Source organism: Agromyces luteolus (genome assembly GCF_009729855.1).
GTDB lineage: Bacteria > Actinomycetota > Actinomycetes > Actinomycetales > Microbacteriaceae > Agromyces > Agromyces luteolus.
Map to the genome: position 1 here is coordinate 1 of NZ_WODA01000001.1, position 13435 is coordinate 13435.

Consider the following 13435-nt stretch of genomic DNA (forward strand, 5'->3'; position numbering starts at 1 on the left):
CGCGAAGTCGGTCGAGGACAACGGCGGCGCGTACTTCGTGCCCGCCTTCTCGGGGCTCTTCGCGCCGTACTGGCGTCCGGACGCACGCGGTGCGCTCGTGGGCCTGACCCGCTACGTCAACAAGGGCCACATCGCGCGGGCGGCACTCGAGGCCACGGCTTTCCAGACGCGCGAGGTGCTCGACGCCGTCAACGCCGACTCGGGCGTCGAGCTCACCGAGCTCAAGGTCGACGGCGGCATGATCGCCAACAACACGCTCATGCAGTTCCAGGCCGACATCCTCGGCGTGCCCGTGGTCCGCCCGGTCGTCGCCGAGACGACCGCGCTCGGCGCGGCGTACGCCGCGGGTCTCGCGACCGGGTTCTGGTCGGGGCTCGACGACCTGCGGTCCAACTGGCAGGAGGATCGCCGCTGGGAGCCGAAGATGGACGCCGACGAGCGCGACCGGCAGCTCCGGCTCTGGAAGAAGGCCGTCACGAAGACCTTCGACTGGGTCGACGAGGACGTGAACTGACGCCGGACGATCCACGACGGGGTCCCGCTTCGGCGGGGCCCCGTCCGTCGTCTACCGTCGCGTCGCTTCCACCCACTCCTCGAGCTTCCGCGCGGCCGCGCCGCTGTCGATCGCACCCTCGGCGACCGCCATCTTCTCGTGGAACCGCTCGAGGATGGTCCGCTGGAACTGGCTCGGGTCGTTCGCGAGCTCGAACGCGACGAGGCCGGCTGCGGCGTTCAGCACCACGATGTCGCGGATCGGACCGCGTGCGCCCGCGAACACCTCGTGCACGATGGCGGCGTTGTGCTGCGCGTCCCCGCCCTGCAGCTGGTCGATCGTCGCACGCGGGATCCCGAGTTCGCGCGGGTCGAGGTCGTGCTCCTTGACCGTGCCGCGCGAGACCTCCCAGATGTGGCTGTGCCCGGTCGTCGTGAGCTCGTCGAGGCCGTCGTCCCCGCGGAACACCAGCGCCGTCGCACCCCGCGTCTGGAACACGCCGACGATGAGCGGCACGCGGTCGAGGTGGGCGACGCCGACAGCGGATGCCTCGGGGCGGGCCGGGTTGCACAGGGGGCCGAGGAAGTTGAAGACGGTCGGCACGCCGAGCTGGGCCCGCACCGGTCCGGCGTGCTTGAAGCCCGGGTGGAAGGCCGCAGCGAAGGCGAACGTGATGCCCGTCTCGTCGAGCACCTCCGCAACCCGATGGGCGGGCATCGTCAGGTCGATGCCGAGCGCCCCGAGCACGTCGGACGAGCCCGACGCCGAGCTCGCGGCCTTGTTGCCGTGCTTGACGACCGGCACGCCGGCCGCGGCGCACACGACGGAGGCCATCGTCGAGACGTTGACCGTGCCGAAGCGATCGCCGCCGGTGCCCACGATGTCGAGCGCCATCGCATCGACCGAGAGCTCGACGGCGTGCTCCAGGATGGCGTCGCGGAAGCCGACGATCTCGTCGACGGTCTCCCCCTTCACGCGAAGCGCGATGAGGAACGCCGCGAGCTGCGCGTCGGTCGCGACGCCCGTCATGACCTGCTCCATGCACCACGCGGCATCCGACACGCTGAGGTCGTCGCCCGCGAGGAGCGAGTTCAGGACGTCGGGCCACGTGTGCGAGGAGGGCATGCCGTCGATCCTATCGGCCGTATTCGGGGCGTTTTCACGGCGTACGACCAGCGGAATCCGCGTCTCGCGGGCGATGATGTCGGACATCCGGACCCGCCCCGTCCGAAAACACGTCCGAGGATCAGCCATAATGGTGAACGTGACGAGCACCTCAATGACGTTTCAGACGAGTGCGCCTGCGATCAAGCGGCCGAACACCGTCGCGGTCGGTACCATCGTGTGGCTTGGCAGCGAGGTCATGTTCTTCGCGGGCCTGTTCGCGATCTACTTCACGCTGCGTTCGACGTCGCCCGAGCTGTGGGACTTCGAAGCCGGCCGCCTGAACGTGCCGTTCGCCCTCGTCAACACGCTGATCCTCGTCGCGTCCTCGTTCACGTGCCAGTTCGGCGTCTTCGCCGCCGAGCGCATGCAGCCGTACCGCACGAGCTGGAAGCTCCGCGACTGGGGCATGGTCGAGTGGTTCTTCGTCACCTACGTCATGGGCGCCATCTTCGTCGCCGGCCAGTCGCTCGAGTACGCCCAGCTCGTCGCCGAGGGCATCGCGCTCGACTCGAACGCCTACGGCTCGGCCTTCTACCTCACGACCGGCTTCCACGCGCTGCACGTCACCGGCGGCCTCATCGCCTTCCTCCTCGTGATCGGCCGGGTGTTCGCGGTCAAGAACTTCGGCCACAAGGAGGCCACCAGCGCGATCGTCGTGTCGTACTACTGGCACTTCGTCGACGTGGTCTGGATCGGCCTGTTCCTCGTCATCTACGTCCTCAAGTAGCCGAGCCCAGGAGCGCCGAGACCCGCAATGCCCGCGAACAGGAAGAGATCAATGAACCGCTCGAAGCGACGCACCGGTCGCCGGCATCCGCTCGCCACCGCCGCGCTGCTCGCGCTCGGCCTCGTGTTCACCGGAGGCGCCTACGCCGCCTTCAGCACCACGACCGCTCAGGCCGAGCCCTCCCCCACGTCGCAGGAGACGATCGAGGAGGGTGGCAAGCTCTTCCAGGCCAACTGCGCGACCTGCCACGGGCTCGAGGCCCAGGGCACGAACGAGGGCCCGAGCCTCATCGGCGTCGGCGCCGCGGCCGTCGACTTCCAGGTCGGCACCGGTCGCATGCCGATGCAGATGCAGGGCCCGCAGGCCGAGCAGAAGCCCGTGCAGTTCACCGACGAGCAGATCAAGCAGATGGCGTACTACGTCGCCTCGCTCGGTCCCGGGCCGGACATCCCCGCCGACAGCCTCGTCAACGGCGGCGGCGATGCGGCCAACGGCGCCGAGCTGTTCCGCATCAACTGCGCGATGTGCCACAACGTGGCCGGTGCCGGAGGCGCCCTCACCGAGGGCAAGTTCGCTCCCCCGCTGACGGATGTCTCGGGCGTGCACATCTACGAGGCGATGGTCACCGGTCCGCAGAACATGCCGGTCTTCAACGACCTGAACATCACGCCGGAAGACAAGCGCGACATCATCACCTACCTGCAGTACGTGCAGGACAACCGTTCGCCCGGAGGCTTCGAGCTCGGCTCGCTCGGCCCGGTCGCGGAGGGTCTGTTCATCTGGATCTTCGGTCTCGGCGCCATCGTCGCGATCACCGTGTGGATCACGGCGAAGTCCAACTAGGGCCCGCACCGAAGAAGCGAAGAAGGAGAACCATGGCACAGGACGACCACAGCGGCACCGAACTCGCCGCTGCCGACTCGTCGCACGCCGAGACCGTCCCCGCCGTGAAGACGGGCACCGCCCTCATCCAGTCCGACGCGTTCGAGAACCCCGGCTTCCCGCCGCACCGTCCGCGCGTCACGGATGAGGACCCGAAGAAGGAGAAGCGTGCGCAGCGCACGGTGTACACGCTCTTCTACCTGTCGATCCTCGGCAGCATCTGGGCGATCGCGGCCTACATGCTCTTCCCGATGGAGGGCAACGACGTCGGCGACGTCCGCCTGAACAACCTCTTCATCGGCCTCGGTGCGGCCCTGGCGCTCCTCGGCATCGGCTTCGGCGCCGTGCACTGGGCCAAGGCGGTCATGACCGACGTCGAGATCGCCGACGAGCGCCACAAGGTCGGCGGCAACCAGGTGTCCCGTGAGGGCGCGGTCAAGGTCTTCCAGGACGCCGACCGCGAGTCCGGCTTCACGCGTCGTGCGGTCATCCGGAACAGCCTCATCGGCGCGCTGCTCGTCTTCCCGCTCCCCGCGGTCGTCCTCTTCCGCGGCCTCGCCCCGCAGGACGAGAACCCGGTCGAGCTGCTCAGCCACACGATGTGGAAGGCGGGCACCCGACTCACGCTCGACCCGTCGGGCGTCCCGATCAAGGCCGCCGACGTCACCATCGGCAGTGCCTTCCACGTGATCCCCGAGGGGCTCAGCGAACTGCACCACGGCCGGCTCGAGGAGAAGGCCAAGGCCGCGGTCCTCCTCATGCGCCTCAACCCCGACGAGCTCAACGAGCTCCCCGACCGTGCGTCGTGGTCGTACGACGGCATCGTCGCCTACTCGAAGATCTGCACGCACGTGGGCTGCCCCGTCGCCCTCTACGAGCAGCACACGCACCACCTGCTCTGCCCGTGCCACCAGTCGCAGTTCGACGTGGCGAACCACTGCGAGGTCATCTTCGGACCGGCCGCCCGGCCGTTGCCGCAGCTGCCGATCATGGTCGACGACGAGGGCTACCTCGTCGCGCAGAGCGATTTCACCGAACCCGTGGGCCCGAGCTTCTGGGAGCGTCATTGAGCACCGCAACCACACGCGCGCCGCAGCGTCGTACCTTCACGGCGGCCGCCTCGAACTACATCGATGAGCGGACGAGCGTCTCGACGTTCGTCAAGGAACTCGGTCGCAAGGCGTTCCCCGACCACTGGTCCTTCCTCCTCGGCGAGGTCGCGCTCTTCAGCTTCCTCGTCATCCTGATCACCGGCACGTTCCTCACGTTCTTCTTCCAGGCCTCGATGGCCGAGGTGGAGTACGACGGCTCGTACGTGCCGCTCAAGGGCGTCGAGATGTCGGTCGCCATGGCCTCGACGCTCGACATCTCCTTCGATCTCCGCGGCGGCCTCTTCGTCCGCCAGATGCACCACTGGGCCGCGCTCCTGTTCGTGGCCGCCATCGGCCTGCACATGCTGCGCATCTTCTTCACGGGCGCGTTCCGCAAGCCGCGCGAGCTCAACTGGGTCATCGGCTTCGTGATGTTCATCCTGGCGATGGGCGAGGGCTTCACCGGCTACTCGCTTCCCGACGACCTGCTCTCGGGCAACGGCCTCCGGATCATCGACGGCATGATCAAGGGCATCCCGCTCATCGGCACCTGGACCTCGTTCCTGCTCTTCGGCGGCGAGTTCCCGGGCACCGCGATCGTCGGCCGCCTGTACACGCTGCACATCCTCCTGCTTCCCGTGATCCTCCTCGCGCTGATCGCCCTGCACCTGCTGTTCGTGGTCGTGCACAAGCACACGCAGTACGCGGCGCCGGGGCGCACCCAGCAGAACGCGGTCGGCCCACCCATCCTCCCGATCTACGCCGCCAAGGCCGGCGGGTTCTTCTTCCTGGTGTTCGGCGTGCTCGCGCTCATCGCGTCGCTGTTCACGATCAACCCGATCTGGAACTACGGCCCGTACGATCCGTCGCCCGTCTCCGCCGGTACCCAGCCCGACTGGTACATCGGCTTCGCGGACGGTGCGCTGCGCCTCATCCCGCCGGGCTGGGAGTTCGTGCTCTTCGACCGGACCTGGTCGTTCAACATCCTCGTTCCGCTGGTCGGCCTCGGGCTGTTCATCGCGACGGTGCTGATCTACCCGTTCATCGAGGCGTGGGTCACGGGCGACAAGCGCGAGCACCACATCGTCGACCGTCCTCGCAACAACCCGACCCGCACCGCGATCGGCGCCGCCGGCGTGACCTTCTACGCCGTGCTGTGGGCGGCGGCGAGCTCCGACATCATCGCCACGCACTTCAAGCTGACGATGGAGGGGGTCATCCACTCGCTCCAGGCGCTCCTCTTCCTCGGACCGATCGTCGCGTACATCGTCGCCAAGCGCGTCAGCATCGCGCTGCAGAAGAAGGACCGCGAGATCGTGCTCCACGGGTACGAGTCCGGCCGCATCGTGAAGCTGCCTGGCGGCGAGTTCATCGAGGTGCACCAGCCTCTCGACGAGTACGACCGCTGGAAGCTCGTGAGCTACGAGTCCTACGAGCCCCTCATGATCCGTCCCAACGCTCGGGGCAAGATCACGGTCGGCCAGCGCCTTCGTGCCGGCATGTCGCGTTGGTTCTTCGAGGACCGCATCGCCCCCGTGACCAAGGGCGAGCTCGAGGCCGCGCACCACGATCACCACTGATCGCCGCACCAACTGAGTTCGGGCACCGGACCATGTCGATCGACTCGACCTGGCTCCGGTGCCCGAACTGCTTCTCAGACCTCGAAGCGGTCTCGGAGCGGGTCTTCGGGTGCGCCGACGGCCACCGGTTCGACCGATCGAAGCACGGGTACCTGACGCTGCTGCCGCCGAGGGCTCCTCGCACACTGGGCGACGATCGCGAGATGCTGTCGGCGCGTGCCGAGCTGCTGGGGGGTGGAACGTACGCTCGGATCGCCGAGGCGCTCGTCGCCGAGCTCCTCGACGGTCGCTCAGCGCTCGATGCGGCTCGAGGGCTGCGCGTCGCCGATCTCGGCTGCGGGACGGGCTACTACTCCGAGCGGCTCCGCAGCGCGATCCCCGGTACGGACATCCTGCTCGCCGATCGCTCCCCCGACGCCGTCCGGATGGCGCTCCGCGCCGTCCCGTCGGCGACCGGCGTGGTCCTGGACGTCTGGCGTCCACTCCCGATTCGGGACGCCTCCGTCGACGTGATCCTCGACGTGTTCGCTCCACGGAACCCGTCCGAGTTCGCCAGGATCCTCCGTCCGGGCGGGCGCCTCCTGGTGGTCGTGCCCACTGCGTCGCATCTCTCGGAGCTGCGGGAGTCGGGCGGCCTGATCGACATTCCCGCGGAGAAGGCGGCGACGGTCTCCGCACAGCTGCAGGTCGCCGGTTTCATGCCGCTCTCCGGCCGACGCATCGAGTACGGCGTCGAGGCCGATGCCCACCTCAGAATGCTCATCGCGGGCATGGGTCCCTCCTCCCACCACGCTGCGGCGCTCGCGCCGATCGAGGACGACGTCGACACCCGTCGTATGAGCGTCTCCGTCGACGTCCTCGCCTTCGACATGCCCGGCTCCTGACCTCCCTCGGTCGGGCACGTCGCTCGGCGTGCGGGTGCATACTGGGCGCATGGACGAGTGCTGCACTCCACGTCCGTCTCAGTACTACGAGTCCTTCGACGCCCGCTTCGCTCGCCGACTGGACCGGCACTACCGACGGAGGGGTCTCACGAGGCCGGAGCGCCGGATCGCCGAGCGCATCGAGTCCGACGGCGTCGAGGGGACGTCGGTGCTCGAGGTGGGGGGCGGCATCGGCACCATCCAGCTCGAACTCCTCCGGCACGGGGCCCTGAGCACGACGAATCTCGAGATGTCCGGTGCGTACGAATCGGCCGCGCGAGCGCTCCTGGATGAGGCGGGCCTCGCCTCGCGCGCGCGCCGCCTCATCGGCGTCGACCTCGCCACGGAGGGCTCGAGTGTGGAGGCCGCGGACCACGTCGTGCTGCACCGCGTGGTGTGCTGCTACCCGGATGCCGTCGCGTTGCTCGCTGCATCTGCGGCACATGCGCGTCGAACCGTCGTCTTCAGCCATCCGGCACGAACCTGGCCACGACGCGCGGTCGTCGGCACGGCGAACCTCATGATGCGACTGCGCGGCAAAGCGTATCGCGGATACCTGCACTCCCCCGACGCGATGTACGACACGTTGCGATCGGCCGGCTTCGCGTTGGACGACATCGTCCGGGCAGGTCCATGGCGCATCGCGACGGCGCATCGGACCTGAACGACGACGTCCCCGATGCCGAAGCACCGGGGACGTCGGGGAACGAGGGCGCGATCAGCGCGCGAAGTTCCCGCGGTAGTACTCGTAGACCCATCCGACGAGGCTGACCAGCGCCGGGCCGATGGCGAGGAACGAGATCCAGAACCCGACGGCGAGCCCGAGGAAGGCGAGTGCCGCGGAACCGGCGAGCAGGATCGGCCACCAGCTCCAGGGGCTGAAGAAGCCGAGCTCGGCATCGCCGTCGTCGATGTTCGCGTCGAGCCGGTCCTCGGGGAGTTCGCCGCCCTGTTCCTTGTGGACGCGCCCGAGGTAGAACGCGATGAACGCGCTGAGCACACCGCTGAGCGAGATCGCCACGAGGCCGACCCACTCGACGCCCGGCTCGCGCTCGTCGATCGCCGTCCAGAAGGTGTAGACGGCGGCCGAGAGGGCGAAGAAGCCGGTCAGGACCCAGAACAGGACGACATTGGCGCGCATCTACTTGACTTCCTTGGTCTCGGCGTCGATGACGGGGGCGTGCGGAGCGTCCTTCGCCGGGCCGATGCCGACCGGGATGCCCGCCTCGGGGTGGTTCAGGTCGAATGCCGGGCGCTCCGAGCGGATGCGCGGGATCGACGTGAAGTTGTGTCGCGGCGGCGGGCAGCTCGTCGCCCACTCCAGGGAACCGCCGTACCCCCAGGGGTCGTTGACGGTCACCTTGGGTGCGCGTCGCGCCGTGATGTACACGTTCAGGAAGAACGGGATGAGCGAGACCGCGAGGATGAACGCACCGATGGTGGACAGCTGGTTCATCCAGGTGATGTTGTCCTCCGGCAGGTACGAGTAGTACCGGCGCGGCATGGCGACGACGCCCAGCCAGTGCTGGATGAGGAACGTCGTGTGGAAGCCGATGAACAGCAGCCAGAAGTGCCACTTGCCGAGCGTCTCGTTCAGCATCTTGCCGGTCCACTTCGGCCACCAGAAGTAGAAGCCGGCGAACATCGCGAAGACGACGGTTCCGAAGACCACGTAGTGGAAGTGCGCCACGACGAAGTACGTGTCGGAGACGTGGAAGTCGAGCGGAGGCGAAGCGAGGATGACACCGGTGAGGCCGCCGAAGACGAACGTGATGAGGAAGCCGAGCGACCAGATCAGCGGTGTCTCGAACGTGATCGATCCGCGCCACATCGTGCCGATCCAGTTGAAGATCTTCACGCCGGTCGGGACCGCGATCAACATCGTCATCAGTGCGAACCACGGCAGGAGCACCGAACCCGTGACGTACATGTGGTGCGCCCAGACGGTGACCGAGAGTGCCGCGATCGCGATCGTCGCGTAGACCAGCGTCTTGTAGCCGAAGATCGGCTTGCGGCTGAAGACCGGGAAGATCTCGGACACGATGCCGAAGAACGGCAGGGCGATGATGTAGACCTCGGGATGGCCGAAGAACCAGAAGAGGTGCTGCCACAGGATCACTCCCCCGTTCTCGGGGTCGTAGATGTGGGCGTTGAACACGCGGTCGGCGGCGGCCGCGAGGAGCGCTGCGGCCAGCACGGGGAAGGCCATCAGCACGAGGATCGACGTCACGAGGGTGTTCCAGGTGAAGATCGGCATCCGGAACATCGTCATGCCCGGTGCACGCATGGTGACGATCGTCGTGATGAAGTTCACGGCACCGAGGATCGTGCCGAAGCCCGAGAGGCCGAGGCCCAGCATCCAGAGATTCCCGCCGATGCCCGGTGAGAATGTCGTGGATGCGAGCGGTTGGTAGGCGAACCAGCCGAACGATGCGGCGCCCTGCGGGGTGAAGAAGCCCGCGACGGCCATCAGCGAACCGAAGTTGAACGCCCAGTACGCGAACGCGTTCAGTCGCGGGAACGCGACGTCGGGTGCGCCGATCTGGAGCGGCATCAGGACGTTCGCGAAGCCCGCGAACAGGGGCGTGGCGAACATCAGCAGCATGATCGTGCCATGCATCGTGAACAGCTGGTTGTACTGCTCACGGGTCTGGATGACCTCGAGGCCGGGCTCGAACAGCTGCGCACGGATGATGAGGGCCATCACGCCGCCGACGCAGAAGTAGATGAACGAGGTGATCAGGTAGAGGTACCCGATGACCTTGTGATCGGTGGACGTGATCCACTTGACGAGGACGTTGCCCTTGCGCTCGACCTTCGCGACGCCGAACGGCTGCGACGACCCCGCGGGCCGAGCCGGTGCGGTGGTGGTGCTCATTCGCCTTCGTGCTCCTCAATCAGTTCGGGCGCGCCCGTTCCGGGCAGGTTCTGGTTCCGGTCGTACTCGGTCGAGAGCTGGCCCTCGTTGCCCGAGTCGCGGAGCTCCTCGATGTAGTCCTCGTACTCCGCCTCGGAGACCACCTCGACGTTGAACAGCATGAGCGAGTGGTACTCGCCGCAGAGCTCGGCGCACTTCCCCGCGTAGGTGCCCTCGCGTTCGGGGACGAACGACATGTAGTTCGTCTTGCCGGGGAACATGTCCTTCTTGTAGAGGAAGTCGACGACCCAGAAGGAGTGGATCACGTCGCGCGACTCGAGCGCGATCTCGACGTTGGCCCCGACCGGGAGCACCAGCGTCGGCAGCTCGTCCTGCTTGACCGATCCGGCGGGCCCCTCGTCGTCGAGCTGGGCCTGGATGCCGGCGGAGTAGACGTCCTCGTTCACGTAGTTGAAGTCCCACGCCCACTGCTTGGCGATCGCCTCGATCTTGACGTCGATCTCGTCCTCGGCGAAGCGCGCCTCGATCGCCTGCTGGTCGCGAGCGGTGAAGGCGAAGAAGCCGAGCACCAGGATCAGCGGGACGACGGTGTAGAACACCTCGATCGGCATGTTGTAGCGGAGCTGCACCGGGAGGCCGGTCTGGCCCTTGCGCCGACGGTAGGCGACGACGGCCCAGATCGTGAGTCCCCACGTCACCACGCCCACCACGAGCAGCACGATCCACGACGTCACCCACAGGCCCGAGACCCGCTCGGTGTGGTTCGTCGCGGGGCCCTCGCCCTCGATGAAGCCGGGGAGGAATCCGTTCAGCTGAGCCTGCGTGCATCCGGCGAGGACGAGGCTGAGCGTCGCTGCGATCGGAACAGCAGCCCATCGGAGACGGCGATTGTGGCGCACCGGTGACCTTTCGGGAGATTCGAAGGCGCTTCTCAGCGAAGCGCATTGATCAGCCCTAGCCTACTCCGAGTCGGCGACCCGCTCGTGCACCATCAGCGCGCGTTCAGCGCCATGTGCATCGAATGCCCCGTTCGGCGCGTGGAAACGCGATGAGGGAGACCGCCGTGGCGGTCTCCCTCATCGCGTCTGATCGTCGCGGCTCAGTGGAACGAGTCACCGCACGCGCAGCTGCCCTGCGCGTTGGGGTTGTCGATCGTGAAGCCCTGCTTCTGGATCGTGTCCTCGAAGTCGATCGTCGATCCGTCGAGGTACGGGACGCTCATCTTGTCGACCACGACCTCGACGCCCTCGAAGTCCACCACCGCGTCGCCGTCGAGCAGCCGCTCGTCGAAGTACAGCTGGTAGATCAGGCCGGAGCACCCGCCGGGCTGCACGGCGACGCGCAGCCGCAGGTCGTCGCGGCCCTCCTGCGAGAGGAGGCTGCGCACCTTGTCGGCAGCCGGATCGCTCAGCTTCACGCCGTGGGCGGCGTCGGTGATCGTGTCGCTCATATCGCTCCTCGAAGAAGATCGGTCAGGCCGATTGTACCCGCGCAGGATGCGCGTACGCCCTGAGGCGTCATCCGGCTCGGCTGCGGCCCCGCGGCTCGCGGCGGCCGCCGTCGACGGCTCGGGGCCGCTACTCCCCCGCCCGAGCCTGCAGGCGGGCGAGGAGCGCCGCCTCGGCGAGCACCGCTCGACGGAAGACGCCGAGGTGCAGCGACTCGTTCGGACTGTGCGCCCGCGAGTCGGGGTCCTCGACGCCGGTGACCAGGATCTGCGCCTGCGGGAACTCCTCGACGAGCTCGGCGATGAACGGGATGGAGCCGCCCACGCCGATGTCGACCGGCTCCACGTCCCACGCCTCGGCCATCGCGGCCTTCGCCTCGGCGACGGCCCAGCCCGACGTGTCGACGAGGAACGGCTGGCCCGTGTCGACGTCGTCGAGCTCGACGTGGGCGCCGAACGGCGCATGGTCCAGGAGGTGGGCGCGAAGCGCCTCGAGCGCGGCGTCCGCGTCCTGTCCGGGCGCGATGCGCGCGCTCACGCGGACCGCGACCCGAGGGATGAGGGTGTTCGACGCGTTCGCCACGGTCGGCGCGTCGATGCCGGTGACGGTGATCGAGGGCTGTGCCCAGATGCGGGAGAGGATCGTGCCCCGGCCGATCGGCGCGACGCCGTCGAGGAGCCCGGTCTCGGCGCGCAGCTGCGCCTCGTCGTACGGGGGCGTGTCGAGGTCGGCGGATGCGAGGCCGGCGACCGCCACCGCGCCGTCCTCGTCGTGCAGCGTCGCGAGGAGCCGGATGGCGGCGAGCATCGCATCCGGCACCGCGCCACCGAACATGCCCGAGTGCGAGGCGTGCGCGAGGGTGGACACCGTCAGCCGGAAGGTCACGTTGCCGCGGAGCGCCACGGTCAGCGCCGGGGTCTCCACGTCCCAGTTGTTCGAGTCGGCCACGACGATCGCATCGGCCTCGAGCAGTTCGCGATTCTCGCGGAGGAACGCCGAGAAGGAACGGGAGCCGAACTCCTCCTCGCCCTCGATGAAGAGCGCGATGCCGAGGTCGAGGTCGGAGCCGAGCACGTCGACGAGGGCCCGGATGGCGGCGACGTGCGCCATGACCCCGGCCTTGTCGTCGGCGGCTCCGCGGCCGTACAGGCGATCGCCGCGGAGCGTCGGCTCGAACGGCGTCGAGTCCCAGTCCTCGTCGCGGCCGGGGGGCTGCACGTCGTGGTGGGCGTAGAGCAGCACGGTCGGCCGGCCGTTCCGGGCGGCGCGTCGCGCGACGACGGCGGGCTGGCCGAGTTCGCCGCCCTCCCCGATCGGTGCTCGCCGGATGTCGACCACCTCGAACACGCCGAGGCCGCGGACGAGCTCCGCCACCGCCTCCGCGCTCCGCGCGACGTGTTCCGGGTCGAATGCCGCCCACGACACCGACGGGATCCGCACGAGGTCCGTGAGGTCGGCGACGGTCGAGGGGAAGCCCGCCTCGACCGCTGCGCGGAGTCGTTCCACGACCGCGGCGGGTTCGGTGTCGTCGGCGGCGCGGGCGCCTGAGGATGCGTCGGGTCGGGTCTGGCTCATGCGGCTAATCTTAAGAGGAACCGATTCGACGAGGACTCCCCCGTGGCCAAGCACCCCAAGACCGAGACGCCCGCTTCCGCACCCGACGACGCCGCATCCGCGACGCCGAAGGTCGGCAAGGGCGCACCCACTCCGACCCGTGCCGAGCGCGAGGCCGCGAACAAGCGCCCGCTCGTGCCGAACGACCGCAAGGAGGCCGCACGGCAGGCGCGCACCAAGGCCGCCGAGGCGCGCGAGCGCGCGCGCGTCGGCATGGCCGCCGGCGACGAGCGGTACCTCCCGGCCCGCGACCGCGGTCCGCAGAAGAAGTACGTGCGCGACTACGTCGACGCGCGGTTCAGCATCGGCGAGATCCTGATCCCCGTCATGTTCGCGGTGATCGTGCTCACGTTCGTCCCGAGCTACGAGGTCCAGACCATCGGGATCTTCGCCCTGTGGGGCTTCTTCCTGGTCTCCGTGGTCGACGTCATCATCCTCGGCTTCACGCTGCAGCGGAAGCTCGCCGCGAAGTTCGGAGCGACCAAGGTCGAGCGCTTCCGCTGGTACGCGGCGATGCGTGCCCTGCAGCTGCGGCCGCTCCGCCTCCCGAAGCCGCAGGTCAAGCGCGGCCGGTACCCGTCCTGACGACGACGATGACGGATGCCGCGGCCTCGCGCCGCGGCATCCGTCGT

General features: G+C 68.3%; 14 protein-coding genes. 8 read left to right on the forward strand and 6 right to left on the reverse strand.

Annotation, left to right across the window (positions count from 1 at the left end; genetic code table 11):
* Positions 1-514, forward strand: a 514-nt coding sequence (locus tag GLX25_RS00005; protein WP_240898037.1) for an FGGY-family carbohydrate kinase, incomplete at its 5' end; no start/stop codon positions are given.
* A 51-nt stretch (positions 515-565) separates the two neighbouring features.
* Here the strand turns inward: GLX25_RS00005 and trpD are convergent.
* Entirely contained in the window at positions 566-1618 is a 1053-nt protein-coding gene (trpD, locus tag GLX25_RS00010) for an anthranilate phosphoribosyltransferase (RefSeq protein WP_155840193.1), read from the reverse strand.
* Between the two features lie 130 nt (positions 1619-1748).
* Here trpD and ctaE point away from each other — a divergent pair, with 130 nt between their 5' ends.
* Genes ctaE through GLX25_RS00040 form a run of 6 tightly spaced genes read left to right on the forward strand, consistent with a single transcriptional unit; the run spans position 1749 to position 7527 of the window.
* Complete coding sequence (gene ctaE / locus GLX25_RS00015) at positions 1749-2387, forward strand: aa3-type cytochrome oxidase subunit III (protein WP_129233265.1); 639 nt, start codon at positions 1749-1751, stop codon at positions 2385-2387.
* A gap of 51 nt (positions 2388-2438) precedes the next feature.
* Positions 2439-3230, forward strand: a complete 792-nt coding sequence (gene qcrC, locus GLX25_RS00020; protein ID WP_155840194.1) for a cytochrome bc1 complex diheme cytochrome c subunit — start codon at positions 2439-2441, stop codon at positions 3228-3230.
* A gap of 32 nt (positions 3231-3262) precedes the next feature.
* Positions 3263-4339 (forward strand): cytochrome bc1 complex Rieske iron-sulfur subunit, encoded by a 1077-nt coding sequence (gene qcrA, locus GLX25_RS00025; RefSeq protein WP_155840195.1) that lies wholly within the window; start codon positions 3263-3265, stop codon positions 4337-4339.
* The gene (gene qcrB, locus GLX25_RS00030) at positions 4336-5940 is read left to right on the forward strand and encodes a cytochrome bc1 complex cytochrome b subunit (RefSeq protein ID WP_155840196.1); all 1605 of its coding nucleotides are present in this window, start codon (positions 4336-4338) and stop codon (positions 5938-5940) included. The genes qcrA and qcrB overlap by 4 nt, the downstream gene beginning before the upstream one ends.
* 32 nt (positions 5941-5972) lie before the next feature.
* Positions 5973-6824, forward strand: coding sequence for a methyltransferase domain-containing protein (locus tag GLX25_RS00035; protein ID WP_155840197.1), 852 nt, complete (start codon positions 5973-5975; stop codon positions 6822-6824).
* Between the two features lie 49 nt (positions 6825-6873).
* A complete protein-coding gene (locus tag GLX25_RS00040; protein WP_205719785.1) occupies positions 6874-7527 on the forward strand; it encodes a class I SAM-dependent methyltransferase in 654 nt (217 codons plus the stop codon).
* A 54-nt stretch (positions 7528-7581) separates the two neighbouring features.
* Here the strand turns inward: GLX25_RS00040 and GLX25_RS00045 are convergent, their stop codons facing one another.
* From GLX25_RS00045 to GLX25_RS00065, 5 genes are all read right to left on the reverse strand, one after another.
* Positions 7582-8004, reverse strand: coding sequence for a cytochrome c oxidase subunit 4 (locus GLX25_RS00045; RefSeq protein ID WP_155840198.1), 423 nt, complete (start codon positions 8002-8004; stop codon positions 7582-7584).
* Positions 8005-9741 carry an aa3-type cytochrome oxidase subunit I gene (gene ctaD / locus GLX25_RS00050; RefSeq protein ID WP_155840199.1) on the reverse strand — a complete coding sequence of 579 codons (1737 nt, stop codon included), beginning with the start codon at positions 9739-9741 and terminating at the stop codon, positions 8005-8007.
* On the reverse strand, positions 9738-10640 hold the full coding sequence (gene ctaC / locus GLX25_RS00055) for an aa3-type cytochrome oxidase subunit II (protein ID WP_166548278.1): 903 nt from the start codon (positions 10638-10640) through the stop codon (positions 9738-9740). The genes ctaD and ctaC overlap by 4 nt, the downstream gene beginning before the upstream one ends.
* A gap of 200 nt (positions 10641-10840) precedes the next feature.
* The gene (gene erpA, locus GLX25_RS00060; RefSeq protein ID WP_155051258.1) at positions 10841-11191 is read right to left on the reverse strand and encodes an iron-sulfur cluster insertion protein ErpA; all 351 of its coding nucleotides are present in this window, start codon (positions 11189-11191) and stop codon (positions 10841-10843) included.
* Positions 11192-11318: 127 nt separating this feature from the next.
* Entirely contained in the window at positions 11319-12764 is a 1446-nt protein-coding gene (locus GLX25_RS00065; protein ID WP_155840201.1) for a dipeptidase, read from the reverse strand.
* Between the two features lie 42 nt (positions 12765-12806).
* On the opposite strand from GLX25_RS00065, the gene GLX25_RS00070 reads away from it, so the two are divergent.
* Entirely contained in the window at positions 12807-13388 is a 582-nt protein-coding gene (locus GLX25_RS00070) for a DUF3043 domain-containing protein (protein ID WP_166548279.1), read from the forward strand.
* Positions 13389-13435 lie beyond the last annotated feature (47 nt).

What these genes read in the sequence shown, in the direction of transcription:
- GLX25_RS00065 (WP_155840201.1), bottom strand. Translation starts at nt 12,764, where the DNA reads ATGAGCCAGACCCGACCCGACGCATCCTCAGGCGCCCGCGCCGCCGAC.
- GLX25_RS00035 (WP_155840197.1), top strand. Translation starts at nt 5,973, where the DNA reads ATGTCGATCGACTCGACCTGGCTCCGGTGCCCGAACTGCTTCTCAGAC.
- GLX25_RS00045 (WP_155840198.1), bottom strand. Translation starts at nt 8,004, where the DNA reads ATGCGCGCCAATGTCGTCCTGTTCTGGGTCCTGACCGGCTTCTTCGCC.
- erpA (WP_155051258.1), bottom strand. Translation starts at nt 11,191, where the DNA reads ATGAGCGACACGATCACCGACGCCGCCCACGGCGTGAAGCTGAGCGAT.
- qcrA (WP_155840195.1), top strand. Translation starts at nt 3,263, where the DNA reads ATGGCACAGGACGACCACAGCGGCACCGAACTCGCCGCTGCCGACTCG.
- trpD (WP_155840193.1), bottom strand. Translation starts at nt 1,618, where the DNA reads ATGCCCTCCTCGCACACGTGGCCCGACGTCCTGAACTCGCTCCTCGCG.
- qcrC (WP_155840194.1), top strand. Translation starts at nt 2,439, where the DNA reads ATGAACCGCTCGAAGCGACGCACCGGTCGCCGGCATCCGCTCGCCACC.
- ctaE (WP_129233265.1), top strand. Translation starts at nt 1,749, where the DNA reads ATGGTGAACGTGACGAGCACCTCAATGACGTTTCAGACGAGTGCGCCT.
- GLX25_RS00040 (WP_205719785.1), top strand. Translation starts at nt 6,874, where the DNA reads ATGGACGAGTGCTGCACTCCACGTCCGTCTCAGTACTACGAGTCCTTC.
- ctaD (WP_155840199.1), bottom strand. Translation starts at nt 9,741, where the DNA reads ATGAGCACCACCACCGCACCGGCTCGGCCCGCGGGGTCGTCGCAGCCG.